The 26,926-nt window shown below is 35.1% G+C and carries 26 protein-coding genes; 18 read left to right on the plus strand and 8 right to left on the minus strand.

The window, feature by feature from the left end:
- Positions 1–12 precede the first annotated feature (12 nt).
- The gene (treC, locus tag AC1DMU_RS21615; RefSeq protein WP_088061845.1) at positions 13–1,674 is read left to right on the plus strand and encodes an alpha,alpha-phosphotrehalase; all 1,662 of its coding nucleotides are present in this window, start codon (positions 13–15) and stop codon (positions 1,672–1,674) included.
- A 31-nt stretch (positions 1,675–1,705) separates the two neighbouring features.
- Here the strand turns inward: treC and gerKC are convergent, their stop codons facing one another.
- From gerKC to gerKA, 3 genes are read right to left on the minus strand one after another with little or no spacing between them, the layout of a single operon-like run.
- The gene (gene gerKC, locus AC1DMU_RS21620) at positions 1,706–2,830 is read right to left on the minus strand and encodes a spore germination protein GerKC (RefSeq protein WP_000474009.1); all 1,125 of its coding nucleotides are present in this window, start codon (positions 2,828–2,830) and stop codon (positions 1,706–1,708) included.
- Positions 2,811–3,917 (minus strand): GerAB/ArcD/ProY family transporter, encoded by a 1,107-nt coding sequence (locus AC1DMU_RS21625; protein ID WP_060487006.1) that lies wholly within the window; start codon positions 3,915–3,917, stop codon positions 2,811–2,813. Before AC1DMU_RS21625 ends, gerKC begins: the two co-directional genes overlap by 20 nt.
- Positions 3,898–5,400: a spore germination protein GerKA gene (gene gerKA / locus AC1DMU_RS21630; protein WP_088061847.1), complete on the minus strand. Its 1,503-nt coding sequence runs from the start codon at positions 5,398–5,400 to the stop codon at positions 3,898–3,900. Before gerKA ends, AC1DMU_RS21625 begins: the two co-directional genes overlap by 20 nt.
- Positions 5,401–5,548: 148 nt before the next feature.
- On the opposite strand from gerKA, the gene AC1DMU_RS21635 reads away from it, so the two are divergent.
- From AC1DMU_RS21635 to AC1DMU_RS21690, 12 genes are all read left to right on the plus strand, one after another.
- Positions 5,549–6,235, plus strand: a complete 687-nt coding sequence (locus tag AC1DMU_RS21635; RefSeq protein WP_088061848.1) for a CPBP family intramembrane glutamic endopeptidase — start codon at positions 5,549–5,551, stop codon at positions 6,233–6,235.
- 23 nt (positions 6,236–6,258) lie between these two features.
- Complete coding sequence (locus AC1DMU_RS21640) at positions 6,259–7,230, plus strand: phosphotransferase enzyme family protein (protein ID WP_088061850.1); 972 nt, start codon at positions 6,259–6,261, stop codon at positions 7,228–7,230.
- A 159-nt stretch (positions 7,231–7,389) separates the two neighbouring features.
- A complete protein-coding gene (locus tag AC1DMU_RS21645; RefSeq protein ID WP_000387178.1) occupies positions 7,390–8,850 on the plus strand; it encodes an alanine/glycine:cation symporter family protein in 1,461 nt (486 codons plus the stop codon).
- Positions 8,851–8,986: 136 nt separating this feature from the next.
- Positions 8,987–9,718 carry an amino acid ABC transporter ATP-binding protein gene (locus tag AC1DMU_RS21650; protein WP_048541716.1) on the plus strand — a complete coding sequence of 244 codons (732 nt, stop codon included), beginning with the start codon at positions 8,987–8,989 and terminating at the stop codon, positions 9,716–9,718.
- Positions 9,719–9,730: 12 nt separating this feature from the next.
- Complete coding sequence (glnH, locus tag AC1DMU_RS21655) at positions 9,731–10,561, plus strand: glutamine ABC transporter substrate-binding protein GlnH (protein ID WP_000916483.1); 831 nt, start codon at positions 9,731–9,733, stop codon at positions 10,559–10,561.
- Positions 10,562–10,661: 100 nt separating this feature from the next.
- Positions 10,662–11,318 carry an amino acid ABC transporter permease gene (locus AC1DMU_RS21660; RefSeq protein ID WP_048541718.1) on the plus strand — a complete coding sequence of 219 codons (657 nt, stop codon included), beginning with the start codon at positions 10,662–10,664 and terminating at the stop codon, positions 11,316–11,318.
- Positions 11,319–11,963 carry an amino acid ABC transporter permease gene (locus AC1DMU_RS21665; RefSeq protein ID WP_088061852.1) on the plus strand — a complete coding sequence of 215 codons (645 nt, stop codon included), beginning with the start codon at positions 11,319–11,321 and terminating at the stop codon, positions 11,961–11,963.
- 204 nt (positions 11,964–12,167) lie between these two features.
- On the plus strand, positions 12,168–13,586 hold the full coding sequence (locus AC1DMU_RS21670) for an amino acid permease (protein ID WP_088061854.1): 1,419 nt from the start codon (positions 12,168–12,170) through the stop codon (positions 13,584–13,586).
- Entirely contained in the window at positions 13,570–13,947 is a 378-nt protein-coding gene (locus tag AC1DMU_RS21675; protein WP_088061856.1) for an OsmC family protein, read from the plus strand. Before AC1DMU_RS21670 ends, AC1DMU_RS21675 begins: the two co-directional genes overlap by 17 nt.
- Before the next feature lie 62 nt (positions 13,948–14,009).
- Complete coding sequence (locus tag AC1DMU_RS21680; RefSeq protein ID WP_088061858.1) at positions 14,010–14,444, plus strand: HIT family protein; 435 nt, start codon at positions 14,010–14,012, stop codon at positions 14,442–14,444.
- Between the two features lie 179 nt (positions 14,445–14,623).
- Positions 14,624–15,181: an RNA polymerase sigma factor gene (locus AC1DMU_RS21685; protein WP_088061860.1), complete on the plus strand. Its 558-nt coding sequence runs from the start codon at positions 14,624–14,626 to the stop codon at positions 15,179–15,181.
- The gene (locus AC1DMU_RS21690; protein WP_088061862.1) at positions 15,147–16,565 is read left to right on the plus strand and encodes an anti-sigma factor; all 1,419 of its coding nucleotides are present in this window, start codon (positions 15,147–15,149) and stop codon (positions 16,563–16,565) included. Before AC1DMU_RS21685 ends, AC1DMU_RS21690 begins: the two co-directional genes overlap by 35 nt.
- Positions 16,566–16,596: 31 nt before the next feature.
- On the opposite strand, the gene AC1DMU_RS21695 is transcribed toward AC1DMU_RS21690, so the two are convergent.
- Positions 16,597–17,550 (minus strand): helix-turn-helix transcriptional regulator, encoded by a 954-nt coding sequence (locus AC1DMU_RS21695; protein WP_088061864.1) that lies wholly within the window; start codon positions 17,548–17,550, stop codon positions 16,597–16,599.
- Positions 17,551–17,658: 108 nt separating this feature from the next.
- Here AC1DMU_RS21695 and AC1DMU_RS21700 point away from each other — a divergent pair, with 108 nt between their 5' ends.
- Positions 17,659–18,180, plus strand: coding sequence for a dihydrofolate reductase family protein (locus AC1DMU_RS21700; RefSeq protein ID WP_088061866.1), 522 nt, complete (start codon positions 17,659–17,661; stop codon positions 18,178–18,180).
- Positions 18,181–18,199: 19 nt separating this feature from the next.
- Here AC1DMU_RS21700 and AC1DMU_RS21705 read toward each other — a convergent pair whose 3' ends face one another.
- Together AC1DMU_RS21705 and AC1DMU_RS21710 are read right to left on the minus strand one after the other, a co-directional pair.
- Positions 18,200–19,585 carry a sensor histidine kinase gene (locus AC1DMU_RS21705; protein WP_088061868.1) on the minus strand — a complete coding sequence of 462 codons (1,386 nt, stop codon included), beginning with the start codon at positions 19,583–19,585 and terminating at the stop codon, positions 18,200–18,202.
- 11 nt (positions 19,586–19,596) lie between these two features.
- Positions 19,597–20,274 (minus strand): response regulator transcription factor, encoded by a 678-nt coding sequence (locus tag AC1DMU_RS21710; RefSeq protein WP_088061870.1) that lies wholly within the window; start codon positions 20,272–20,274, stop codon positions 19,597–19,599.
- 174 nt (positions 20,275–20,448) lie between these two features.
- On the opposite strand from AC1DMU_RS21710, the gene AC1DMU_RS21715 reads away from it, so the two are divergent.
- The 4 genes from AC1DMU_RS21715 (at position 20,449) to AC1DMU_RS21730 (ending at position 24,130) form a co-directional block, all read left to right on the plus strand.
- On the plus strand, positions 20,449–21,696 hold the full coding sequence (locus AC1DMU_RS21715; RefSeq protein ID WP_088061871.1) for an ArsR family transcriptional regulator: 1,248 nt from the start codon (positions 20,449–20,451) through the stop codon (positions 21,694–21,696).
- A gap of 157 nt (positions 21,697–21,853) precedes the next feature.
- Positions 21,854–23,305, plus strand: a complete 1,452-nt coding sequence (locus tag AC1DMU_RS21720) for a SulP family inorganic anion transporter (RefSeq protein ID WP_088061873.1) — start codon at positions 21,854–21,856, stop codon at positions 23,303–23,305.
- Positions 23,306–23,370: 65 nt separating this feature from the next.
- Positions 23,371–23,793, plus strand: coding sequence for a universal stress protein (locus tag AC1DMU_RS21725; protein WP_000277996.1), 423 nt, complete (start codon positions 23,371–23,373; stop codon positions 23,791–23,793).
- Between the two features lie 211 nt (positions 23,794–24,004).
- Positions 24,005–24,130, plus strand: a complete 126-nt coding sequence (locus AC1DMU_RS21730) for a DUF4027 family protein (protein ID WP_088061875.1) — start codon at positions 24,005–24,007, stop codon at positions 24,128–24,130.
- A 100-nt stretch (positions 24,131–24,230) separates the two neighbouring features.
- Here the strand turns inward: AC1DMU_RS21730 and opp4A are convergent, their stop codons facing one another.
- Both opp4A and AC1DMU_RS21740 read right to left on the minus strand, forming a co-directional pair.
- Entirely contained in the window at positions 24,231–26,006 is a 1,776-nt protein-coding gene (gene opp4A, locus AC1DMU_RS21735; protein ID WP_088061877.1) for an oligopeptide ABC transporter substrate-binding protein, read from the minus strand.
- A gap of 12 nt (positions 26,007–26,018) precedes the next feature.
- The gene (locus tag AC1DMU_RS21740) at positions 26,019–26,924 is read right to left on the minus strand and encodes an ABC transporter permease (RefSeq protein ID WP_088061880.1); all 906 of its coding nucleotides are present in this window, start codon (positions 26,922–26,924) and stop codon (positions 26,019–26,021) included.
- Positions 26,925–26,926: the final 2 nt, after the last annotated feature.

Consider the following 26,926-nt stretch of genomic DNA (forward strand, 5'->3'; position numbering starts at 1 on the left):
AGGAAGTTAAACATGAAGGATTGGCATAAAAGTGTAGTTTATCAAATTTATCCGAAGAGCTTTAATAGCTATTACAATAAAGAAACCGGTGATATAAAAGGAGTTACAGAGAAACTAGATTATTTAAAAGAACTCGGAGTAGATTATATTTGGTTAACACCGATATACCAATCACCACAAAATGATAATGGATACGATGTAAGTGATTACTACAGTATTGATCCATCTTACGGAACGATGGAAGAGTTTGAAGAGCTTTTAGAAGAAGCAAAGGCACGTAACATTGAAATTATGCTCGACATTGTTGTAAATCATAGTTCTACGGAGCATAAGTGGTTTAAGGAAGCAAAGGAAGATAAAAATAGTCCATATCGTAATTACTATATTTGGCGTGATGAAAAAAATAATTGGCAATCTAAGTTTGGTGGGTCTGCTTGGAAATATGATGAGAAGACAGAGCAATATTTTTTACATCTATTTGATGAGACACAAGCTGACTTAAATTGGGAAAATAAAAAACTTCGTGAAGAAGTATATGATATGATGCGTTTTTGGCTTGATAAAGGGGTAACTGGATTCCGATTAGATGTTATTAATTTAATTTCAAAAGATCAACAGTTCTTAAATGATGACGGAAGTACGGCGACAAGCGATGGGCGTAAATATTATACAGATGGCCCGCGCGTTCATGAATATTTACAAGAGATGAACCGAAAGGTTTTTGAAGGGAAAGATGTAATTACAGTTGGAGAAATGTCATCTACGACAATTGATAATTGTATTAAATATTCAAACCCTGAGCGTAATGAATTAAGTATGACGTTTAGTTTCCATCATTTAAAAGTAGATTATCCGAATGGAGATAAGTGGACGCAAGCTGATTTTGATTTCATTAAATTAAAAGAGATTATGTCTAATTGGCAAATTGAAATGCAAAAGGGCGGAGGATGGAATGCGTTGTTCTGGTGTAATCATGACCAGCCTCGTATTGTGTCACGCTTCGGTGATGATAGAAAGTACCGAAATGAATCTGCGAAAATGTTAGCGACAGCTATGCATATGTTGCAAGGAACACCTTACATTTATCAAGGCGAAGAAATCGGTATGACGAATCCTAAATTCGAGTCCATCGAGCAATATCGCGATGTGGAATCGTTAAATATACACGATATAAAGCTAGAAGAAGGATTATCAAAAGAAGAGATTATCGGGATTTTAAAACAAAAATCTCGTGACAACTCTCGTACTCCGATGCAGTGGAATGAAAAGGTGAACAGTGGTTTTACAACAAGTACACCTTGGATTTCAGTTGCTGAGAATTATAAAGAGATTAATGTAGAAAAAGCATTAGAAGATAAAGAGTCTGTATTTTATCATTATAAAAAGTTAATAGAACTTAGAAAAACGTATGATGTAATTACAGAAGGAGAATATGCTATTTTAGATGAAAATCATGCTAAGATTTGGGCATATACTCGTACTACAGAGAGTGAAGTGCTACTTGTTATTAATAACTTCTATGGAGAAGAAATAACGTACTCTGTACCAGCTCATGTTCAATTAGATGGGATGAAGCAAGAAGTACTACTGTCGAATTATAAAGATTTCAGCAAGGATATTACAAAACTTAACTTAAGACCATATGAGGCAATTGTCTATCGATATACGAAATAAAAGGTTGTATGCCCGCGTGGCATACAACCTTTTATTTTAAGACACCGCTATACAAAATGCTTACCTCTACCTCAGGCTTAAATTTTACTTTTGCATAATCTTTATTCCAATTTTTTTTCTTCCATAAGTCAGGGTGATAAGCGATAAGATGTCTTCCAATACCGAAAGCATCACAATTTGCTTTTTGTAACTTTTTCGTTATCTTTTTAGCTTCTTTCGTAAGCTGTTTAGACAATTCTTTGTTTAGTTTGGCTCTTTCATCCATTTTGTAAAGATTATCTCTCGGAGCTTCAAGCGCTATAACTTTTAATTGAAGCTTAATGTGAGCATAAACATTTCCTTTTTTATCCGTTGTTATTTTTAAGTCTCGTTTTAACTTTCGATTGCTAATTTCCATTGTTAAATAATCAGATGTCTTCTCTGATTCATCGCTAGTAAGTTTTTGGGTTATACGGGCACTTGTTCCCATTTTTCCGGTTAATAACACGAATAAAACAGAATGTTTCAAAGGTAAATGCCCAGTTAATTTATCATTATTAAATAAAGCTAACCCGTTTGTAATTACTTCTTTTCCTTTTATTTTTATAGACGGGAGGGTGAAATCTTTCCCGGGATCTAACATTTTTGTAGCAGCTGTTTCTAAAGTTTCTTTTGGAAATACACTCATATCTTCTAAGCTTTTCACTTTTTTCTTTAGAAAATCTCCAATTAGTAAATTTCCTACTTTCTTTTTTTCGAGTATCTCGGACGTTTCACCATCTACTGCAATAAGTTTTACTAAAGCAGTTGGGTTTGTTGGGTCACGAAAGCTGACATCTAAATAGGGTAGTATACCTTTTTTTAGAATTTTGGTTCCTAGTAATTGAACACCATATTTGAAATAGCGAATATTCCCAGTCACATTTTTTTTTAGGGCATCGCTTGTATCCCTTATGTTATGCCCGGTTGCTGAATGTATTTCATTTTCGAATGAAGATTGCTCTCCGCTCGAACTTTTTACGAGCTCGATTGTTTGCTGGAGTTTATTCTCTTCCGTAATATCAGATCCAATACTATAAGCTAACCTTGCTTCCCTTAATGGTTCTTGATCCCAACAGCCAGAAAGGAGGGAACTAGTACATAATATAAAAAGTAATTTAAATCTTTTTTTGAACATACTGTTCTCCTTTCTTCTTTCTTATTACTGAATAGAGTAGAAATAAAAGAGGGAGGACAACGATGAAAATATAGGTGAACTTATCAGTGAAAGTTGCAATTACTTTTAATTCTTCAGGTGTATCTATAAATAGGGCTACACTAAAAGCAATAATACCAACGATTGGAACAGCCTTTTTATGATTAGCAAGATTGAAGATATGTCTAATTCCGATTGAAGCAGCGCAATAATAACTCGCAATAGAAGCCACAACTGTTATCATCCATATTGGAATGAATAGTAAATCAGTCCGGTCTATAATCCCGATATGCAAGGAGCGTAATAAGTAAGCAACTGGCTCTGGGATAAGTTCAATTTGTTTTGGACTAAATACGATAAAGCAAATCCAAACAGTAAAAGTATAAAAAAGAGTTACAAATCCATTAGCGATAGAAATGGCCTTCAGTTTTGCCACAGAATTCCCATTTACTTTTGGGAAAGCGATAAGAATAATTTCAAAACCATACATGGCTGTAATTGTTTCTTTCGATGCTTGAATAATATTCCACCATCCAGCCTCTGTAATGGGAAAAATATAAGAAAAATCAGCTCGGGAAAGCCCTAGGGCAATTAAAAGCGCCATAGGTAAAATGAGAATAGAGGCCATGACATAAAATCGTACCATGACTTTAAACGTATTATAAGCTACATAACAACAAGCTATTGTAAATAACATAAGAATGGCATACCACGGAGTTGCTTGTAATATCCAAACTTTAACGACATTACAAACATTCAACATAACCGTCATACCGATAAGGGTAAAATAAAAAACATAAGCAAAACCTAATAGTTTTCCAAACTTATTACCAAATAGCATACAAACACTTTCATACATATCTGCATCAGGAAATCGTTTTAAGAAAAGCCACATAAGTAAAATGATAAGTTGAATTGCAAGTCCAGCGATGAGTGCAGAAATCCATCCACCACCTTTAGCAATTGGGTGAAGACGGTTAGGGAGAGAAAGTATACCAACTCCGATTTGGCATTGAATAACGAAAAAGGTAAATTGAACTAGCGAGATTTTACTTTGCGTGTTTGTCACCGTCCTCATCCTCTCTCGTTACATGTTGTCGTTGCATTTTTTTCGGTTTTGGATCATGTGGTCGTTCCCAAAATGACCAAATTGGTAGTCTTACGAAAGAATCTTTCATATCTTTAATCCGCATCGGGGCAACAGGAGAAAGATATGGTGTATGAAAAGAATGAAGCTGACATAAGTGAACGAAAGTTATAATTAGACCGAATGATATTCCAATATATCCGAATATAGCAGCAAGGAGCATTAATGGAAAACGAAGAATTCGAACTGCTGAACTCATATCGTTTGATGGAACGAGAAAAGATGAAATTGCAGTTAAAGCTACAACGATAATCATTGTGTAAGAAACAAGTCCAGCTTTTACAATTGCATCACCAATTACTAAACCACCTACAATACCGATTGTTTGTCCAACGCGGCTCGGCAAGCGAATACCAGCTTCTCGTAACAATTCAAAGATTAATTCCATTAAGAGAGCTTCAAAAATAGGAGGAAGCGGTACTTTCTCTAATGAAGCTTTAATTGTATACACAAGTTCGAGCGGCAACACATCGGGATGAAAAGCGACAGTTGCAATATAAAAAGCTGGCAAGAGAAAGGCAATTAAAAAACTTACTAAGCGAATCATTCGGATAAAAGAACCGACAATCCAGCGGTTATTATAATCATCTGGTGATTGATAAAAAGCGAATAACGTAACAGGTACGATGAGCACTGTTGGATCTCCGTCAGATAAAATAGCAACTCGTCCTTCCATTAAATTTGCTGCGACTCTATCTGGACGCTCTGTATTTAATTGCTGCGGAAATGGCGAGAAAGACGTATCCTCTATAAATTCTTGTATGTATCCTGGTGGCATAAGTGCATCCGTTTTAATCGTTTCTAATCTTCTTTTCACTTCTGTAACTAAATCGTCATTCGCTATATTTTGCATATAAGCAATTGCTACTTTCGTGTGCATTTCTTCACCAATTGTAAAATACTTAACAACTAAATTTGAACTCTTAATGAGTTTACGAATAGAGGTTAAATTAGTTGCTAGGTCCTCTACAAAACCAGTATGTGGACCGCGCACAACCCCTTCATTATCAGGCTCTGCTATATCTCTCTTTAAAGATAAAGCTGTTTCGAAAATACAAAAACTAACGACATGTTCATGAAAATATAATGATTTACCTTGTAATAAAAGTTGTATCCCATAATTTAAATTCGTTTCTTTTTTCATATTTAACGTAGAAAAAGCTTTATCTAAAGATAAATCCGACCGCGTTAATAATGGCTCAAGAGCTAATTGATGAATTAGATTTGGATCTGCTAAAGATTCAATATATATGATCGTTCCTTTTCCGTTTTGAAAAGGGACATCTAATTTTTTTATATCATCTGAGTGACAGAGCTTATTTTCAATGTAATTAATATTTTCCGGAAGTGATGGAAACATATGCTTTTTGCTATTATTTTGTTGTGAATTTTCCTGTTCAGTCATAATTTCCACCTCTATTAGAATAAAGTCACTCCTGTTAATTTTTGCTTTTTGTGAGAAATTTATGCTTGGATTATTTGGGGAAAATCTTGAAAGTTACGTTACGTCATCTTTTATACTTAAGGAAATACGGAGTAGAGGGATGGTGTATATGATTTTGAAAAATATGTGGGGATGGAAAGAAATTTTATATTTATTAGTTTTCGTATTTCTAATTGTCCCAGTAACAGTTGAATCTCTTTTTTATAACTATGCTTTAAAAATAATAGGGAACTCATTATATGCCGGAGTATTAATGGGATTTATAATGGCAGTGATATTTACTACTGTAGTTTATCTTTTTTGTATAAAAAGATATCAACTATCTTGGAAAGATATTGGAATCCGAAAGCTTTCATGGAAAGATTTTTTATGGACAGTTATAGCATTGATTACCTTAATTGTAGTTAGTGTTGCTGTATTAATGATAATGGAGAAAATGGGTATTTCTTTTGAAAATAGTAAAACGGAGACGGTCCAAAATAATAAATCAATATATTCGTTCTGTATCGCGGTAATTGGAGCAGCAGTTATATCACCAATTTATGAAGAGATTTTATATCGAGGTGTTTTTTATACATTTTTTCGTGATAGATATGGTATATGGGATGGAGTGCTTATAAGTTCTATAATATTTACCGTTGTTCATATTCCAACATATAACACATTACCAGTGAATTTTTTAAGTGGAGTAGTATTTGCGTGGTTATATGAGAAAACAAATTCTATTTTATCAGCTATAATTGCCCACGCACTATTTAATTTCATAGCAGTACTTTTAACATTTGTGTCGAATTAAGAAGATATATAGGAGGGATACATATGGAAATAGCTGTAGAACGTGTTTTTACAAAAGAGGTTTTAAAAAGAGCAGCGAGTTTGTTTCATGTAACAGTGGAAGAGAAGCCACTTGGAGATTTTGAAAATTATATTTTTAAGGCGAAGGGCGATCGTGGTGAAGATTACGTATTACGTTTAACTCACTCTTCTCATCGTTCTAAAAAGGGAGTCGAAGCTGAACTAGATTTTTTACGATATGTGGCGGAGAATGGGGCAAAGGTAGCAGGACCTCTTTATTCAACGTCTCAAAATCTTGTAGAAGAAATTAGAGCAGAGGATGAAACTTTCTTTTTCGCTTCCTTATTTACATATGCAAAAGGTGAGCAAGTAAAAGGAGAAGAATCTCCTTATTGGGGAGAGACTTACTTTGAAGCATGGGGAAAAGCGATTGGCCAACTGCATCGCCTAACAATGAACTATCCTAAAACAGACTATCGTGATACGTGGGAAGAAGACGAAAGTGGGATTGTTAATGAATTAGAAGATGATCAAGTGAAAAAGATTGCAGCGGTATTAATGGATGAAATAAAGGCTCTTCCAATCGAAAGAGAAACGTTCGGCCTTATGCACGGTGATATCCATCCCGGTAATTTTCATTATGATGGTAAAGAGCTAACAATCTTTGATTTTGATGATGCGGCTTATAATTACTTTATACATGATTTAGCGATGGTTCTCTATTACTCTGTTCTATTTACACCGTGGACAGCGGAAGAGAAGACAGACTTTGCTCGTAAACAGCTACAAGTGTTACGAAAAGGCTATGAGTATGAGCACAGACTAGCGGATAGTTGGTACGAATCGTTACCGTTGTTTTTACGTCTACGTGATGTTGGTTTATACGGTACACTTCAAAAGAAGTTTAAGGGGAAAGATATGCCAGATAACTTCCGAGAATTATCAGAAGAGCTATATGAAAGAATTATAAAAAGAGAAGCAATTGTGAATATATAATACATTTTTGTGAAAACAAAGTATACAGAATAAATGTATGCTTTGTTTTTTTATACAAAAATATGTTTGTTTTATTAAAATAATATTGTTATAGATTCGGTATACACTTATAATTTTATATATATTCTGAATATTCTTTATAAAGGAGGAGGGGGAATGTTGGAAGCTTTCGTAAATTGGTTAAATAATATTGTTTGGAGTCCAGCACTTGTTTATTTATGTTTAGGAGTAGGTTTATATTTTTCCATTCGAACGAGGTTTTTACAAGTAAGGCATGTAGGCGAAATGGTGAAGCTGACATTTCAAGGTGAAAAATCAGAGGCTGGTGTTTCTTCATTCCAAGCGTTAGCACTTTCGTTATCAGGGCGCGTTGGGACAGGGAATATAGCTGGGGTAGCAACAGCGGTTGCATTCGGTGGACCAGGAGCTGTATTTTGGATGTGGGCAGTGGCCTTTTTAGGAGCAGGATCAGCTTATGTAGAATCTACATTAGCACAAATATATAAGACGAAACATCAAGGGCAGTTTCGTGGTGGACCTGCTTATTACATTGAAAAAGGTTTAGGTGTGAAATGGTATGCATTAGTATTCGTTGCAGCGACAATTCTTGCAACGGGGCTTTTACTACCAGGTGTGCAAGCAAATAGTATTGCTGTAAGTTTAGAAACAGCTTTTGGAATTAACACTACCGTATCAGGGGCTTTATTAGTTGTTGTATTAGCTCTTATCATCTTCGGTGGAGTAAAGCGAATTGTTAACGTGGCACAAGTTGTCGTACCGTTTATGGCAGTAGGTTATATTTTAGTAGCTTGCGTTATTGTTGCTATGAATATTGAAAAGTTGCCAGAAGCATTTATGTTAATTATAAGAAGTGCTTTTGCATTAGAGGCGGCTTTCGGTGGTATTATCGGTTTAGCAATTTCTTGGGGAGTAAAACGTGGTATTTATTCCAATGAAGCAGGGCAAGGAACTGGACCACATGCAGCAGCAGCTGCGGAAGTATCACATCCAGCTAAACAAGGTTTAGTGCAAGCATTTTCCGTTTACATTGATACATTATTTGTTTGTTCAGCAACAGCATTTATGATGATTATTACAGGCATGTATAACGTATTTGATGCAAGCGGAAAAAACTTTATCGTAAATAAATTAAATGGTGCTCAGCCAGGACCGGGATATACACAAGCTGCGGTAGAATCTGTTTTCCCTGGATTTGGAAACGGTTTCGTTGCAATCTCGTTACTATTCTTTGCATTTACAACAATTATGGCGTATTACTACATTGCAGAAACGAATATCGCATACTTAAATCGTGATAAAGACCGTCCTTGGCTGTCTATGGTACTAAAATTTGTATTTTTAGGAGCTGTATTCTACGGTTGTATAAAAACAGCAGCAACGGCGTGGGCTTTAGGTGACATCGGTGTAGGAATTATGGCATGGGTAAATATCATTGCGATTTTACTATTACAAAAACCTGCATTAGTTGCATTAAAGGATTATGAAAAGCAGAAAAAAGAAGGAAAAGATCCGGTATTCGATCCAGGGCCATTAGGAATTAAAAATGCTGATTTCTGGGAGCATGAATACGGGAAAGATAAGAAAGAAGAAGTATCTTAATAGAATAGAAATGAAGAAGCAAAGGGAAATCCCTTTGCTTTTTTTATGGACAAAATGAGGCTGGAAGTTATTTTTTTGCCTATTTTTGAATATAAAAAGAATGTACATGCTTTGTTAGGGGAAGGAGGGGGAGAGTATGTTGATAGAGTTTCGTAATGTAAATAAATATTATGGCAACTTTCAAGTTTTAAAAGATATTAATGTGCAAGTGAAAAAAGGTGAAGTGGTAGTAGTTGTTGGTCCTTCAGGATCAGGAAAAAGCACGTTGCTTCGGTGTATAAATCAGCTAGAGACAATTACAGATGGAGAGTTACTTGTACAAAATACGGAGGTACACAATACAAAAACAGATATGAATGAATTACGCCGGAATATTGGGATGGTCTTTCAACATTTTTATTTATATCCACATAAAACGGTTCTTCAAAATATTACACTAGCACCGATTAAAGTAAATAAAGTTTCAAAAGAGGAAGCTGAGCAAACAGCGATGTTTTATTTAGAGAAAGTAGGAATTCCGGAGAAGGCTAGTGTATACCCGCATCAATTATCCGGAGGACAACAGCAAAGGGTAGCGATTGCTAGGGGATTGGCAATGCAGCCGGAAATTATGCTATTCGATGAGCCTACGTCTGCTCTTGATCCGGAGATGATTGGGGAAGTACTTGATGTTATGAAAACGCTAGCTAAAGAAGGAATGACAATGGTCGTTGTCACGCATGAAATGGGATTTGCGCGAGAAGTAGCAGATCGGATCTTATTTATGGATGATGGTCAAATTATTGAAGATACGACACCAACACAATTTTTTGCAAATCCTGAACAGGAAAGAGCTCGTCTATTTTTAAGCCGAGTGTTAAATCATTAAAGGAGGAATTTCATGCTTAAAATGAAAAAGCTGTTTACGTTAATCGTATTCTCATGTTTATTCGTACTTGTCGTTGCCGGATGCGGAAGTAAAAAAGATGAGGCGAAAGAAACGAATACGAAGCAAGGTGGGGCTGTTGAGCAAATTAAAAAGCGCGGGAAACTAGTAGTTGGGGTGAAGAATGATACGAACTTATTTGGATTAAAAAATCCTTCCACTGGGCAGGTAGAAGGATTTGATGTTGATGTCGCGAAAGCACTTGCGAAAAAAATTCTCGGAGATGAAAAGAAACTAGAATTAAAAGAAGTAACATCTAAAACGCGTATTCCACTATTGAAAAACGGTGATATTGATGCAATTATCGCAACAATGACAATTACAGAAGAACGTAAAAAAGAAGTGGATTTTTCAGATGTATATTTTAAAGCGGGGCAATCGTTACTTGTGAAAAAAGGGAGCGATATTAAAAGTATTGATGATGTGAAAAAGGGTGTGAAAGTGTTAGCTGTAAAAGGTTCAACGTCTACAAATAATATTCGTCAAAAGTCACCAGAAGCGACTGTATTAGAATTTGAAAATTACAGTGAGGCATTTACGGCGTTAAAAGCGGGGAAAGGCGATGTTTTAACGACAGATAATGCAATTCTTTACGGCATGGCAAAACAAGATTCAAATTATGAAGTTGTAGGGAAAATTTTTACGGATGAACCGTACGGAATTGCAGTGCAAAAAGGTGCAGATGATTTGACGAAAGAGATTAATAGCTTACTAAAAGATATGAAAGCGAATGGGGAATACGATAAATTGTATGAAAAATGGATTGGACAAAAACAAGAGAAGTAAAGTGAAACTTTAATTAGTGGGGCTTTATTTCTAGTGAATAGTAACAGTGAGAGGATGAGGGATGCTCATCCTCTTCTTGTAAAGAAAGAGGGGAGAATATGTGCCTGATTTTTCTATATTAACGAATAACATTGATATGTATTTAGAAGGCTTTAAGTATACAGTTATGTCTAGTGTAATTGCATTAATAGGAAGCTTTATTTTAGGAGTAATTTTGGCTGTAATGCGTATTGCACCTATTCGTATTTTAAATTGGATAGGATCAGCTTTTGTGGAGTTTGTAAGAAATATTCCACTTGTATTAATTGCATTTATATTCTATTTTGCTTTACCTGTAATAGGAATTACTTTAAATGGGTTTGTAGCAGGAACAGTTACGCTTACCGTATATACGGCAGCGTTTATTGCGGAAGTTATTCGCGCTGGTATTTTATCAGTCGCAAAAGGCCAAATGGAAGCAGCACGTTCCTCAGGATTGACTTATACGCAAGCAATGTACCATATCGTTTTACCCCAAGCGATGAAAATCGTAATTCCTCCTCTAGGAAATCAATTTCTCAATTTAGTAAAAAACTCTTCCATACTCGGAATTATCGCTGGTACGGATTTAATGTATCAAGGAGACTTAATTTCAACGAAGACATTGGTTACGTTCGACGTCTATATATTTGTCGGGATGTTTTATTTAATATTAACAATTCCGCTCAGTATGCTAGTGCGTTATTTAGAAAAACGCTTAGCAAAGGAGGCGGTGTAAATGGATTTTAAGGGAGCAATTACAGGAGATCATATTCTGTTTTTATTAAAAGGATTACTTATAACGCTAGAGGTAGCGCTCGTAGCGATTGTACTTAGCTTTATTATTGGTAGTGTAATAGGGATATTGCGGTATATGAAAATACCTATCGTCTCACAAGTATTAGGAATTATCGTTGAAGTAATTCGAAATTTACCACTACTTTTAATTATATTTTTCACGTATTTTGCACTTCCAGAAGCAGGCTTGAAATTAGAAATTATAACAGCTACAATTGTTGCTTTAACAATATTTGAAGCAGCAATGATATCTGAAATTGTTCGAAGTGGTTTATTATCTATTGAAAAAGGACAGATTGAGGCTGCAAGATCTTCAGGATTAACGTATGTTCAAGCGCTTTGGCACATTATTTTACCACAAGCATTAAGAAGAATGGTCCCGCCGCTTGTTAGTCAGTTTATTTCATTGCTGAAAGATACATCATTAGCAGTTGTTATATCACTGCCAGAGCTTATGCATAATGCTCAAATTATTAGCGGACAGAATGTGAATTATATGATTCCAACGTTTATAGTAGTAGCTTGTATGTACTTTATCATAAATTATAGTTTATCAATTTTATCGAGAAGATTAGAAATCTGTTAACCTTTACAATATATGTAAAGGTTTTTCCTTGTTTCTCCTTATTTTCCTTTAATTATAATCTAAATCTCGCGATAATTCGATTTTTTATATTGTTTTATCAGAAAAGTTTTAATTTTATATAGAAATTGTAATCGCTTTCGTGTATATTTTTATTATCAGAAAATTTTAACAAGATATAGGGGTATCGGTAGGGGGAGGATTTAGATGCAGCAATCAACGAATGAGAAATTACATCGTACGATGAAGAGTAGACATTTATTTATGATCGCACTAGGTGGTGTAATCGGGACTGGTTTTTTCTTAGGTTCAGGTTATACCATTAATCAGGCTGGACCAGGGGGAGCCATCCTTTCATATTTAGTGGGCGGATTTATTATGTATTTAACAATGCTTTGTCTTGGAGAGTTAACGGTAGCAATGCCGGTTTCAGGTTCTTTCCAAAAGTATGCGACGAAGTTTATTGGGCCAGGAACGGGCTTTATGATTGGCTGGCTATATTGGCTTGGCTGGGCAGTGACAGTAGGACTAGAATTAACGTCAATCGGTTTAATGATGAAAAGATGGTTTCCGAATGTTGATGTTTGGGTATGGTGTCTCGTATTCGGCGTTATTCTATATGCGTCAAACGCAATTTCGGCGAAAAGTTATGCTGAATTAGAATTTTGGTTCTCTAGTATTAAAGTAGTGACAATTCTTGCGTTTGTTGTTCTTGGTGGTGGTGCATTATTAGGGTTTATATCATATGACGGAAAAGAAGCAGCACCTCTTTTCTCTAACTTTGTAAGCGATGGTGGATTATTCCCGAATGGACTAGCTGCCGTATTACTTACAATGATTACGGTTAACTTCTCATTCCAAGGAACAGAGTTAATCGGGATTGCAGCGGGAGAAAGTGAAAATCCAGAAAAAACAATTCCACGTGCAATTCGTAATACAGTATGGCGCATTATGTTATTCTTCATTTTAACAATGACGATTTTAGTAGGATTAATTTCTTGGAAAGAAGCAGGGGTAATTGAAAGTCCATTCGTAGTCGTATTTGATAAAATCGGTATTCCATACGCAGCTGATATTATGAACTTCGTTATTATTACAGCGTTACTATCTGTAGCGAATTCAGGATTATATGCGGCAACTCGTATATTATGGTCACTTGCAAATGAAGGAATGGCACCAACATCGTTCCAGAAAGTAAATAAGCGTGGTATTCCAATTACAGCACTGGTTGTAACGATTGCAGTAGCTGGCCTTTCTTTATTCACAAGTTTCCTTGCAGAAGATACAGTATACATGTACTTATTATCTATAGCTGGTTTATCAGCTGTTTCAAGTTGGATCATTATTGCTTTATCGCAACTTCGCTTTAGAAGTCAGTATATAAAAGGCGGAGGAAAGTTAGAGGACTTAAAGTATAGAACACCGTTATATCCAATTGTTCCTATTTTAGCTTTAATTACAAATAGCATCGTTGTTATTAGTTTAGCGTTTATTCCAGAACAAAGAATGGCGTTATACTGTGGTATTCCATTTATCATTTTCTGCTATATATATTATTATATGAGTAAGAAACGGAAGAAACCGATGAAAGTGGAGATGGAAGCGAAGTATGAAAATAAAAATTAAGCATGATGGTATAGAGGCAGATTTATCGTATGGTCCATTAGCGATTGGAAAAGAAAATGGGTATTCACCGTTACAATTACTCGTTTCTTCTATCGCAGGATGTAGTGCAATTGTCTTGCAAACAATTTTAGAAAAGAAACGTATTACATACGATACGTTTACAATTGAAACGGAAATTGGTAGAAGTGAAGCTTTATCAAAACCAGTTGAAAGTGTTCATTTGCACTATAAAATTAAAGCAGAAAACATTACAGAAGAGCAATTGGACAAGGCGCTGCAACTTGCAGTGAAAAATTGCACGATTGTTCAATCGGTAAAAGATAGTATAAAAGTTACGGAAACAATTGAACTAATAAAGTGAAACATAAAAACGTGAGAATACGGCTCTCACGTTTTTATGTTTTAGAGAGAGGAGAAAGTGTAATGGAATGTTTAGGATGTAAATTAGCCAACGAACAAGAAATTATATATAAAATATATGAAGATGACTATGTAACATGTTTTTTAGATCATGAACCTTTTTATCCAGGTCATACTTTAATTGTGCCAAAGCAGCATGTTGTAGAAGTGGACGAATTGGATGATATTGTAGCGAAATCGATTATGGATGCTTCCAAGTTTATTGCAAAAGCGATTAAATCATTATATAAACCAGATGGAATTACAATTTGTCAAAATGGTGGAATCTTTAATGAGTTAACGCATTATCATATGCATGTCGTACCGAGATATAAAGAGCGCTCGTTTGCCGAGTTTTATACGGTACAACTAGGAGAAAAGAAGAATTATAACTTGGAAGAGACAAAGCATTTGTTACAAGAAGCGATAGAGCAAATGCTGTTTACTGAAAAGGCGTAAGAGGGATTTTCTTAAGGGAACAGTCAGTAAAATTCTAATAAACAAAAGCCCAATTTCTCAGTTAAAATAGAGAAATTGGGCTTTTGTTTATTCTATTATTAAATTTTATATATAAAGGAATTTTGTAGTGTCACAAAGTATATCGCCCATTCGTTATATAGAGTGAGAGGAGGAATTATATGAAAGTCACAAACAACGATTATGAAAAGATGGAAGAGCTATACGAGTTGTACGAACAAAAAATTTATTATGTAGCGTATTCTATTTTAAATAATATTCAGCAGGCTGAAGATGCGGTTCAAGAGACGTTTATTACTCTTTATAAAAACTTGAAAAAGCTCCATAGCTTGAGCACTGAAGAGCTTAAACGCTACATTTTGAGGATCGCGAAAAACAAGGCGATTGATAGTTACCGGAAAAATAAACGACATGAAACATTTTTAGAAGAATATGAAAGAGAATCAATCGAAGCAGTAGACGAAAATATTGAAGAGTGGGAAAAACGTAAAATGTCTGAGGTTCAAATTGATACATTGCTAACAGAATTAAGTGAATCTAACAGACAGGTGTTTAAGTATAAAGTCTTCTATAACTTAACGTATCAAGAGATTTCAAGTGTTATGGGAATAACCGAGGGTAATGCCCGCAAGCAGTTTGAACGCGCTCGAAAACGAGTCCAAAATATTATAGGAGGTATACAACATGACGAATTCAAAGAACTCCAAAGAAATATATGAACTTGCTGAAAAAATTGCTTTAGATGATTTTGATAAACTCGAAGAACAACATAAATTTTCACATACATATACGCGCAAAAAGAAATTGTTTATGGAGGAAATGAAGTTGAAAGATGGACAACCGCAGAAAAAGCGTAAAAAACATCGTATGTTAATCGCTGCTGCTTGCTTATTGATTGGCATGCCGACAACCGTTTTTGGAGCAGTAAAAGTCTATAATATGATTGTTCAAAAACAAAATTATGAGGTAAATGTGTCGGTAACAAATAAGGACTCGAAAAAGGATGATAAGTGGTATAAGCTGAAAATCGATAAATTACCAGAAAATATGGAAGCAATTGATGACTCTGCAATGAAATATTCCTTTAAAGATAACTATGCAATGGGGGGATTTTCATTCGCTCTTTGGAGAGTAGGGGGGAATTCAGATTTTCCAACTTTGTACTCGAAAAGTTATGAAGAAAAAGAGATAAATGGTAAGAAGGCAGTAATTGTCCATAGAGAAACTGGTAATAAAGATTTAATGTTTAATAGAGTGGTTTTTCTCTATTTTGAGGAAGAGGGAATTATGTTACAAAGTTATATTGGAAACGATATAAAAGAAGAACAAATGATAGATGTGCTAGGGAGTATTTCACTTGAGCCCACGTCAAAAGAAAAGTCATCACATATAAGCGATTATGATAAAAAGTATTTTAGCCAAGAAGGTAAAACAACTAAGGTGATTCCTTTGAAAAAAGACAGCAAACGACTATTTCATATAGGGAAAAAAGTTCCAGTAACGATATCTATGGATAACAGCCAAATTGAATATGTGATAGAAAAAGTTGAAGTTTTTGATTCAATTAAAGATTTTAAGCAAGAAAACTTTAATGAAATGGGCTTAGGAATACTAAGCAGGAATCAGGCTTTGGATCGAGCTGGACAATTGATACCATATAGAAGGGATAAATATAAAATTGGAAATGGTAAAGATTCAATTGATCAATTAGTAGAGTCAAAATTAGTTCATCCTAAATTTGTCTATCTGACAACAACAGTAAAAAATATTGGTAAAAAGTCGACAGAAGAAATCTATATGACGCCATCTATAAAACTGCTTAAATCTGAAGGTCATGCATGGAACTACGCTAAAGAAGATGGAATCGCAGAAAAAAATATTATGACAGGCGAAGTTGATTATTTAGAGCCTCATGGAGATGGAAAAAGCTTCTACAATATTGGCAGTATCCAACCAGGAGAAACGGTAAAAGTTAATTTAGGTTATTTTGTAGATGAAGAAAAATTAGATTCAATCTTTTTGGATGCTTTCAATTACAGAGGGATTGGTGACACTGAAAATATGAATTCGAAAAATCGTTGGTGGTTTGATATTCGTCAATAGTAAAACAACTAGACTAAAAAGCTGCTTATAGTTAGCAGCTTTTTTCGTCTTCATACATATGTAAAACTTCTTTCGCACGCATACGTAAACCATCTATCAATTCTTTTGGCTCTAAAACTCGTGCATCTTTCCCAAGTCTATAAAACAAAGGGGTAATAAAATTGATTTCTCCTTTATCAATTGTTGAATGTATATATCCTGTCCGGTCTTCGTTTACTACTACGAATTCTTCAAGGTAAGGAACGCTTTTACATTGGCGCACACCTTCTGCTGTTAATGAGACATGTAACTGGGTAGGAGTGTGTACTACGTTAGAGCTAGAGTCGAACCATTTTTCTAAATTCATGAACGTATTTTTATTTTCTTCTGTTGATAATATAGAAAGAATACGATCAACGCGATACAGTAATACTTTTTTTCTGCTGAAGTCATAGGATGGTAGGTACCATAGCCCATCATGAGCGTATACACCGATAGGATGAACATGTTTTATTTTTATCCCCGATTTAGATTCGTATTGAAAGTGTAAATTTTTATTTTCAATAGCCGCAGTTAGTACTTCGTTTAAAAGAGGTGTATTAATTGTTCTCTTCGGATTCCAAAACGCGATATAAGAACGTATTTTATCAACTTTCGCTTTCGCATCATGCTGTAGGGAGCTATACAGTTTATGTGTAACGGAATTGATTTCTGTGTTAAAAGGTAAGTCTTGATAGTAACTTAAAGACTGAAAAGCAAAAAAGATGGATACTGCTTCTTCTTCGGTAAATAAAATAGGCGGAATGACTCTATTCGTTAATACTTTATATCCTCCGTTACGACCTTGTTCTGCGTAAAGGGGTAATCCCATATCACTTAAATCTAAAATATATCTATGGACAGTACGAACAGAAATGTTAAATTCATCAGCTATTTCCTGAGCTGTAAATGTTCTTTTCGCAGAAGCGAATATAAGAATGTCTAGTAAACGTTTTGCTTTTGACAACTATCTCACTCGTTTCTTTTTTTAACATGACATGAATTGTCATGTTTTATTGTTAGTATATTGTTTACATCATAATGTTATCAAGATGAGATGCAAGGAGGAAAAGAGATGTCACGTGAAATTGTTTTATTTATAGCCGCTAGTTTGGATGGATATATTGCGAAAGAAAATGATGATTTAGAGTGGTTAATGGAAACCGAAGGAGAGGGAGATAACGGTTATACGGAAATGTATGAAACGATTGATACAATAATTATGGGAAAAAGAACGTACGATTATGTAGTAGAGCATACGGAAACATTCCCGTACTTAGATAAAGCATGTTATGTTTTTTCTAACTCAGAAAAAGGTACGAACGGACATGTAGAGTTTGTAAATGAAGATGTAGTGGAGTTTACGAAAAGGTTGAAAGAGCAAGAAGGATCTAAAATATGGATGGTCGGTGGAGGGAGTCTACTAAGAGAATTCTTTAAGAATAATTTAATTGATGAATATGTTGTTACGATTACACCGCATATATTAGGTTCTGGAGTTCCGTTATTTCAAGACAAGAATCCAGAAATTAATTTAACTTTAACGGATACGAAACGTTTTGGGCAATTTGTAAATTTATATTATAAAGTAAAATGATAAAGAAACACGACTACTATCAGTAGTCGTGTTTTTGTATAGATGGCAATGAAATGATAAAGCAAGACCCATGATCGACTTCGCTCGTTACAGTAATATTCCCGCCGTGTAGTTCTACAATTTCTTTCACGATAGATAGTCCTAAACCAGTTCCGCCTGTAGCTCGTGATCTTGCTTTATCAACTCGATAAAAACGGTCGAAAATGTGAGGGAGGTCTTCAGGCGGAATACCTTCGCCTTCATCTTCAATTGTAATGGAAATACGTTTATGTTCTTCTGTAACAGAAATATTTATATGAGAATGCTCTTGTAAATGTCTATAAGCGTTATTTAAAATGTTTACCACAACTTGTTCAAATCGCTGTTCATCTAAGTTTATTAGCAGGGTAGGAGGACAAGAGAAAGAAACTTTAATGTATCTTTCTTTATACATGGCATTTACTTTTTCGGCTATGCGAGTAAGGAAGGTGTGTAAATATACTTCCTTTACTTGAATAGAAAAGTTATGTTGTTCCATTTGTGCAAGTGAAAATAAATCTTGAACTAAGTTCGTAATATAATCAGACTCATCTTTTATAATAGATAAATATCGCAAACGTTGCTCAGAAGATGTGTTTTCCTTTAAAGCAATGTCAGCATAACCTCTTACGTATGTTAGCGGTGTTCGTAATTCATGAGCAACACTTGCTAGAAATTCACTTCGCTCTGTTTTCATATAATGTAAATCATTAGCAAGCGTTTGAATAGATGAGGTTAGTTCACCAATTTCATCATTTCGAGTAGTCGTTAATGAAACAGATAAATCGCCTTTACTCATTTTTTCAGTGGCATGTTTCATGTGTAACAATGGTTTTGTTAACAACCGTGATAAGAGAAAGATGGTGATGGCTGTTAATAGAAACGTAATGACTCCGGCAATAATGAATTGTCTTGTTAGTCCGTTAACCATTTCCTCGATTGATTCCGTTCCGAGAAACATATATACGTAGCCTTCCGTTTTTCCTGCCACTATAATGGGGCTAACTGTACATATATAATTAGATGTTTTCCAATGATTCTCTATAATTGCTCCGTCATGATCTGTCCGTGTTTGCATCTTTTCAATATGCTTTTTTATAGTAGTAGTTATTTCGTTGGATTTAGCTAGCACATCCTTATTGGCATTTGTAATAACGACAGTGGTTTCGGCTTCAGATTCCATTAGGGCAACATGGGAGATTGTTTGCTTATCAAAATACTTTTCAAGGACATCTCGGTGACTATTTCCACGCTTTAATAAAGCTGTCATTTCTTCATTTACTCTATTGTTGACAAGGCTATAATAAAGCAAGACAAATAGAACACTTTCAATTAAAAGTGTAACAATTAAAAAATAAAATCCGAGTTGAATAGATATTCGCTTCATCGTTTTGCTCCTTAATCTAGAGTATCAACCCATCGATACCCGACTCCGTAAACAGTTTTTAAATGATGATCAATAGGGAAATTTACTTTTCGTAATTTATCACGCAAATTACGAATATGTGAATCGACTGTTCTATCTTCTGTATTTGTATTTAGTCCCCAAATTCGTTCAATGAGCTGATCGCGGCTTAATACGTAGTTCACATGACGTAAAAATAACCCGAGTAAAGAGAATTCGATTGGAGTGAGAAGAAGTTCTTCATTATAGACAGAAACGAAATGCTTTGCCTCATCCCATAAAATGCCGTGATATTGGATTTGCGCGTGTTGATTCGTTCGCCTTAAAACAGCTTCAATTCTTGCGAAAAGCTCTTCTTCATGGAAAGGTTTCGTTACGTAATCATCCGCTCCAAGTTTTAACCCTTGGATGACATCTACCGTTTGATCACGAGCCGTTACCATAATGATAGGAACGTTACTAAAGGATCGAATTCTTTTGCACGTTTCCCATCCATCCATCTTTGGCATCATAATATCGAGTAAAACAAATTTGAAATTTCGATTTTCTATATGTGAAATAGCTTCTTCCCCGGACACTGCACATACGCAGTTATATCCGATTGGAGTAAGATAAAGCGTTAATAATTCAAGCATTCTCGGCTCATCATCTACGAGTAGTATATCGACCATAGAGTACCTCCGCATTTGTAGTTATTACTTAAATTGTAAGTCAAAATCATGAAGAAATGGTGCAGATTATCATGCATCTGCATAATTTCTTCAGAATTGCTTGTTATTGTAAAGTTGAAATTCCATTTTAGGTAATCATATTGGCTCGAAAACGATTCATATGGAGGCGGTATAGTGAAAAAGATGACCCGAATCTTTGGGATAACAATAATTACAGCAGTTGGTCTTGCTGCATGTGGACAAACGAACACGGATCATAAAAACCATGAATCTAAAGAAGAGAAAAAAACAGAGCAAACGGAAATGAAAATGAATCAGGAGGTAACTGCGCCGAAAGAAATGAACGAAGGTGCATCGAATGATTTATTAACGACAAGTTTAAAAAATGTAACGAGATTAAACACAAACGATCCTTTGCAAATGGCAGTAGTAACTTCGCAAACGATATGGCCAGCAACGCATAAAGAGAATCAGCCAGGCGCTGTTATTTTAGTGCCAGTAAACGAGTGGCAATTAGGTATTGCGAGTGCGGATCTTATTCACCATCCGAATAACGGTCCAATTTTATTTATAGAAAAAGAAAAGGTACCCGAAATGACGTTAAAAGAAATAAAACGATTAAATCCGCTCGGAACGAAAGATGGAACACAAATTATGGTGATGGGGGATGTAGGTCCATCTATCCTTGAGCAATTAAAAGCATATAAAGTAAAGCAAATAAAAGAAACGGATCCAGCTATATTTGCTAAAGATGTGGATAAAGAATATGCCGATATAACAGGAAGTTATCCAAATAGTGTTATTATCGGTTCGTCTGAAGAAGAAGGGCGTTTATACACAACACCAGCTGTAAATTGGATTTCTCATATGCCAGAACCGCTTTTATATACAGAAAAAGATAAGGTGCCAGAAGCGACGATAGAGGCATTAAAAATGAGAAAAGATAAAGCGAATATATATGTATTAGGACCAGAAAAAATCATTTCAAAAGCAGTAGCAAAAGAGTTAAGTAAATACGGAAAAGTAACGCGTATTAGTGGAGAGACTCCAACAGAAAATTCGGTTGCATTTGCGAAGTTTAAAGATGAAAAAACGAAATTTGGCTGGGGGTTCACAAAACCAGGTCACGGTTTATCATTTGTTTCAAGCAAAACACCAGATTTAGCAGTTGCAGGAGCACCATTTTCACATATGGGTAAACACGCACCTATTGTATTGTTAGAAGAAGGGAAAGCTTCACAACCAGTGTATGACTTCCTTGCTAGTATTCAGCCGAAGTTTAAAGATGACCCAACGCTTGGACCATATAACCACGGCTTCTTATTAGGAAGTACGAGTGATATTTCATTTGAAACACAAGGTATATTGGATGAGAGGCTAGAGATTGTTCAAGAAAGTGGTCAAGGGCACGGTGGACATTAATAAAGTGAGTAAAGGCGCTGCTAAGGTAGCGTCTTTTTCTTTAGGAAACTTTTACATAGCAAAAATCTCTCTACTCGTTATATAATATCCTTCGTGCAGTCGGCCGAGATTTTCTTATGGAGAAAATCAAATGATAAAAGAGTAGAGGAGTGGTATTTTGTTTCAAACGATAAAAAATGACTGGTTCTCCAATGTGAGAGGAGACGTGCTATCGGGAATTGTCGTTGCTTTAGCGTTAATTCCTGAAGCGATTGCTTTCTCAGTTATTGCAGGCGTGGACCCGACCGTTGGGTTATACGCAGCCTTTTGTATTGCAGTTACCATTTCATTTGTTGGCGGACGAACTGGGATGATTTCAGCTGCAACAGGTGCAATGGCATTATTAATGGTCACGCTCGTTAAGGATCATGGTTTGCAATACTTATTTGCTACAACAATATTAACCGGTATTGTCCAAATTATTTTTGGCGTGTTCAAACTGAGCTCATTTATGAAGTTTGTTCCTAAATCTGTTATGAGTGGTTTTTTAAATTCACTTGGAATTTTAGTTTTTACAGCGCAATTGCCACATTTTAAAAATGCAACTTGGCAAATGTATGCACTTGTCGCATTAGGACTTGTAATTATATATGTATTTCCACGTATTACGACAGCTGTACCGTCTACACTTATTTCCATTATTATTGTGACAAGTATTGCACTTATGAGCGGATTACAGTTAAAAACAGTAGGGGATATGGGAAGCTTGCCGAAAGAATTACCGTTCTTTAGCATGCCTGACGTGCCTTTTACACTTGAGACATTAGGGATTATTTTACCGTACGCAGTTATGCTTGCAATTATCGGTTTACTAGAGTCTTTATTAACAGCTTCAGTTTTAGATGATATGACGCATACGGAAAGTAATAAACATAAAGAGGCACGTGGTCAAGGTATCGCAAACATTGTCGCTGGTTTCTTCGGAGGAATGGCAGGATGTGCAATGATTGGACAATCTGTTATTAATATTAAATCAGGTGGACGAGGTCGTTTATCAACATTTGTAGCGGGTGGATTTCTAATCGTATTACTGTTCGTTTTAGGTGATTATGTCGTTCATATTCCGATGGCAGCTTTAGTTGCAGTTATGATTATGGTTTCAATTGGAACATTTGATTGGAACTCTGTAACAACGATTCATAAAGTACCAAAAGGAAACGCATTTGTTATGATCGTAACAGTTGTGATTGTCTTAATTACACATAATTTAGCATTAGGTGTAATTATCGGAACAGTAATTAGTGCGGTTTTATTTGCATTCAATATGGCAAAGATTCACGTGAAACATTTATATATTGAAAATAAGAAAATATACGAAATTCATGGTCAACTTTTCTTTGCATCTACAGCAGACTTTATAAATAATTTTACATTTGAGGAAGATGTAAAAGAAATTGAGTTGAATTTTACTCACGCACACGTATGGGATGATTCAGCAGTAGCCGCAATTGATAAAGTTATCATGAAGTATGAACAAAGTGACGTGAAAGTAAGTATAACGGGATTAAATGAACGAAGCTCGAAAATTATTTCAAATTTAGCTACTTATAATAAAAGAATCGCAAGTTAGAAGCCTCCTTTTTAGGGGGCTTTATTATATAATACGGGTAGGATAACGAAAAGGGGATTCAGCATATGTACAAACAAATTATATTAGCATGTGACGGTTCTGAACATGCACTTCGAGCAGCGGAACATGCAACATATATTGCGAAATGTAGCGAAGAAACAAATGTTGAAGTTGTGTACGTAGTAGATAATAGAACGGCAAAATCAGATATTATACAAGGTCAAACAGATTTAGAAACAATATCGGCTAGTCGAAAAGATAAATTAAAAGAGATTGAAGGTTTATTAAAGAAAGAGAACATTTCTTATAAAATTACGATATTACATGGCGATCCAGGAGATACGATTGTTCAATATGTAAATACAGGGGATATAGATCTCGTTATCGCTGGCAGTAGAGGGTTAAATACATTGCAAGAGATGGTACTTGGTAGTGTCAGTCATAAAATAGCAAAGCGTGTAAAATGCCCGGTGATGATTATAAAGTAAATTGAATGAGATATTTTGTAGTGTAAGCAAGACCTTGATATAATTCGAGGTCTTTTTTGACGTATAAAGGGAGAGAGCTTGGACATACTAGATATATAAGTTTAAAGGGAAATTATTAACTTACAAATTTGTAAGTTAGTTGTTAGTAAAATCGATGTTATGAAAATTTTCCCATTGGTAAAATAAGAGTATCAAAGGGGAGATAGGGAGGATGGAAGCAATGAAATCATTTCAAAATTTTTCATACAGTCAAGGGGTAAGCTTAATTTGTTTAGGAGGATTTGCTGCATCTGTTACGTTAGCTGTTGTAATAAAGATGATTCATCAAATCTTTTAATCTTACAGTAGGAAAGGAATTGGTTGTTATTAATAGCGAGAGAAGGGTTATAAATAAAAAATAGCTCCTAGCATGTACCTCAGTGCTAGGAGCTATTTTCTTATTTCTCTGTTTCTGCTTTATCGCTTGTTACGCTAACTTTACCCCATTTGTATTGATCTTCTGGTGTATATTTATAATCTTTTACGCGATTATTTACACCTTTTAAATCAAATTTATAATGAAGTGGAATTAATGGTACTTCATCATGAACTAATTTTTGCCATTTATCGTATACATCTTTACGGTACTTTTCATCAGCAGCTTCTGGAGAAATACCTTGTTTTAATAATTCTGTGTTTTTTTCAGTAGCCCAACGTGGGTAATTGAACGCTGCATCTTTAGCCCAAATACCAGAAGGATCTGGATCAGATGCAGTTCCCCAAGCGGCAGCGAAAAGATCAACTTTTGAATCATCTTTTTTAATCATATCGTAGAAGGAGTTGAATTCGTGTAAGCGACCATCAAGAAGTTCTACTTTTAGGCCGATGTCTTTCCAAGATTGAATAAAGAATTTTGCAAGTGGTTCACTTACATCGCTACCACTCATTGATAAGAAATTAGCTTTAAATTCTTTACCATTCGGATCTTCACGGAATCCATCTCCGTTCGTATCTTTATAGCCAGCTTCATCTAATAACTTTTTAGCTTTTTCTACATCTTTATCATAGGCACCAACTTTATTGTTATGATATTTTGGTAGAGATGGTGGGATTGGTGAGTTAGCTGGATAACGTAGGCCATGATATAATTTTTCACCAATTTCTTTTCTATCAATAGCATAAGCCATTGCTTGACGTACACGAACATCTTTAAATTTCTCCTTATCCATCACTACTTCTTCTTTTTCTTTATCCATATGGCCTAACTTAAAGCCGATATAGCTATAGTATAAATCGGTTTTACCGACTAATTGTGCATTTTTTAATTTACTTACATTTGGATACTGATCTGCACTTACTTCAGCAATGTCAATATCACCATTTTTTAAGGACGCGTTAACAACGGAAGGGTTAACAACTTTTAAAACCATGCTTTTCAGCTTTGGTTTTCCGCCATAATAGTCATCAAAACGTTCAAATTCAACGGATTCTCCAGGAGTAATTTTCTTCACTTTAAAAGGTCCGAAACCAATTGGGTTTTTACGGATTTTATCAGACTCTGCTAATTTATCGATTGGTACATCTCCTAAGTATTTTTTATGAAGAGGATATGCCCAAAGTCCAGTTTTCACTGAAGGATTCGGTTCTTTAAACGTAATCGAAATTGTTTTTGGGTCCGTTACCTTGATACCTGAAATTTTTTCAGCTTTTCCATTGTGGTAATCTTCCATACCTTCAATCATTTGCATTTGAGTGTCATAGCGAGAACCAGCATATTGTTTGCTACCAATTACTAGATAAGAGTATTCTAAATCCTCAGCAGTAACAGGGTTTCCATCATGCCATTTTACATTATCTTTAATTTTTAGTGTAATTGTCTTTTTATCTTTAGAAATTTCATATGTAGCAGCACCATCATTCGTGTATTCCCAGTTTTCGTCATTTGATAATAAAGATTCATCAAAAATTGTAATGACCTGGTTATCAGGATCTCCTTCATATACAGCGAAGTTCAAAAGTCCTTCAAATGGTGTGTTAGAAACAAGACCATATGTTAATGAACCATCTTTAATTTCCTTTTTATCATTTTTAACAGATGCACTAAATTTATTTGTATCTACTTTTTTTGTGCTGCTCGTTTTTTCACTACCACCACTGCCCCCACATGCTGAAAGTAGTAATGTTGAAACTGCAAGTGTACTTAATACTTTGAAAAACTTTGGCTTATTTGTCATTTCTTCCACCCCTTATCCTTTTCTTTGTCTTGCGTCGGCCGAACGGCGTAGCGCTTGACCAATAAAATTTATACACAGCATCAATGTTAAAATCATGATTGATGCGGGTAACCAAATCCACCATTTCTCTTGTAATACATCTGGATTTCTAGCGTAACTAACAAGTGTACCAAGGCTTGGTGTACTTTCTGGTAGACCAAATCCTAAGAAGGTTAGACCAGATTCAATACCGATGTTTCCAGCAAGGTTTAATGTAACGCTAACAATGATAATGGAACTTAAGTTAGGTAGTACTTGGAAAAGAATGATCTTCCAGTTTGGTGTTCCTAAAGTTTTTGATGCAGAGACATAATCGAGTTCTTTTTCAGTTAATACTTTTGAGCGAATTAATCTTGCCTTTCCTGTCCATAAGAACACGCTCATAATTAAAATGAAAGTGAAGATATTGAATGTAGGAACAAGTGTAATAAATACAATTACAAGCATTAAAAATGGTAAAACCATAACAAAGTCGATAATGCGCATAATGATATTATCAATTGCTCCTCCAAAATAACCGGCAATTAATCCAATTGAAAGGCCAATTACACAAGAAAGAATAGTAATTGCTAATCCAATTGTAAAGGAGTTACGTGTACCAATAATAAGTTGGCCGAAAATGTCGCGTCCTCCGTAATCTGTTCCTAACCAATGTTCAGCAGAGGGAGGAGCATAAATAGCGAATAAATCAACTCGTACAATATCTTCTTGTTTCATAATAAAAGATGTTGCGTAGACTGCTAGTAATAAGATTGCTAGGAAAATAAGTGAAAACATTGCTAATTTATCTTTACGAAGTTCTCGCCACATAATAGAGAAACCAGAAGGGCTTTTTTCGTAATGAATAACTTCAGTTTGTTTTTCAGGGTTTGCTAACATAA

The organism is Bacillus sp. 01N45 (genome assembly GCF_056399205.1).

Coding starts and splice junctions, on each gene's coding strand:
- AC1DMU_RS21685 (WP_088061860.1), top strand. CDS start 14,624: ATGAAAGTCACAAACAACGATTATGAAAAGATGGAAGAGCTATACGAG.
- treC (WP_088061845.1), top strand. CDS start 13: ATGAAGGATTGGCATAAAAGTGTAGTTTATCAAATTTATCCGAAGAGC.
- AC1DMU_RS21635 (WP_088061848.1), top strand. CDS start 5,549: ATGATTTTGAAAAATATGTGGGGATGGAAAGAAATTTTATATTTATTA.
- AC1DMU_RS21650 (WP_048541716.1), top strand. CDS start 8,987: ATGTTGATAGAGTTTCGTAATGTAAATAAATATTATGGCAACTTTCAA.
- AC1DMU_RS21730 (WP_088061875.1), top strand. CDS start 24,005: ATGGAAGCAATGAAATCATTTCAAAATTTTTCATACAGTCAAGGGGTA.
- AC1DMU_RS21705 (WP_088061868.1), bottom strand. CDS start 19,585: ATGAAGCGAATATCTATTCAACTCGGATTTTATTTTTTAATTGTTACA.
- gerKC (WP_000474009.1), bottom strand. CDS start 2,830: ATGTTCAAAAAAAGATTTAAATTACTTTTTATATTATGTACTAGTTCC.
- AC1DMU_RS21700 (WP_088061866.1), top strand. CDS start 17,659: ATGTCACGTGAAATTGTTTTATTTATAGCCGCTAGTTTGGATGGATAT.
- glnH (WP_000916483.1), top strand. CDS start 9,731: ATGCTTAAAATGAAAAAGCTGTTTACGTTAATCGTATTCTCATGTTTA.
- gerKA (WP_088061847.1), bottom strand. CDS start 5,400: ATGACTGAACAGGAAAATTCACAACAAAATAATAGCAAAAAGCATATG.
- AC1DMU_RS21670 (WP_088061854.1), top strand. CDS start 12,168: ATGCAGCAATCAACGAATGAGAAATTACATCGTACGATGAAGAGTAGA.
- AC1DMU_RS21740 (WP_088061880.1), bottom strand. CDS start 26,924: ATGTTAGCAAACCCTGAAAAACAAACTGAAGTTATTCATTACGAAAAA.
- AC1DMU_RS21675 (WP_088061856.1), top strand. CDS start 13,570: ATGAAAATAAAAATTAAGCATGATGGTATAGAGGCAGATTTATCGTAT.
- AC1DMU_RS21725 (WP_000277996.1), top strand. CDS start 23,371: ATGTACAAACAAATTATATTAGCATGTGACGGTTCTGAACATGCACTT.
- AC1DMU_RS21640 (WP_088061850.1), top strand. CDS start 6,259: ATGGAAATAGCTGTAGAACGTGTTTTTACAAAAGAGGTTTTAAAAAGA.
- AC1DMU_RS21665 (WP_088061852.1), top strand. CDS start 11,319: ATGGATTTTAAGGGAGCAATTACAGGAGATCATATTCTGTTTTTATTA.
- opp4A (WP_088061877.1), bottom strand. CDS start 26,006: ATGACAAATAAGCCAAAGTTTTTCAAAGTATTAAGTACACTTGCAGTT.
- AC1DMU_RS21690 (WP_088061862.1), top strand. CDS start 15,147: ATGACGAATTCAAAGAACTCCAAAGAAATATATGAACTTGCTGAAAAA.
- AC1DMU_RS21680 (WP_088061858.1), top strand. CDS start 14,010: ATGGAATGTTTAGGATGTAAATTAGCCAACGAACAAGAAATTATATAT.
- AC1DMU_RS21710 (WP_088061870.1), bottom strand. CDS start 20,274: ATGGTCGATATACTACTCGTAGATGATGAGCCGAGAATGCTTGAATTA.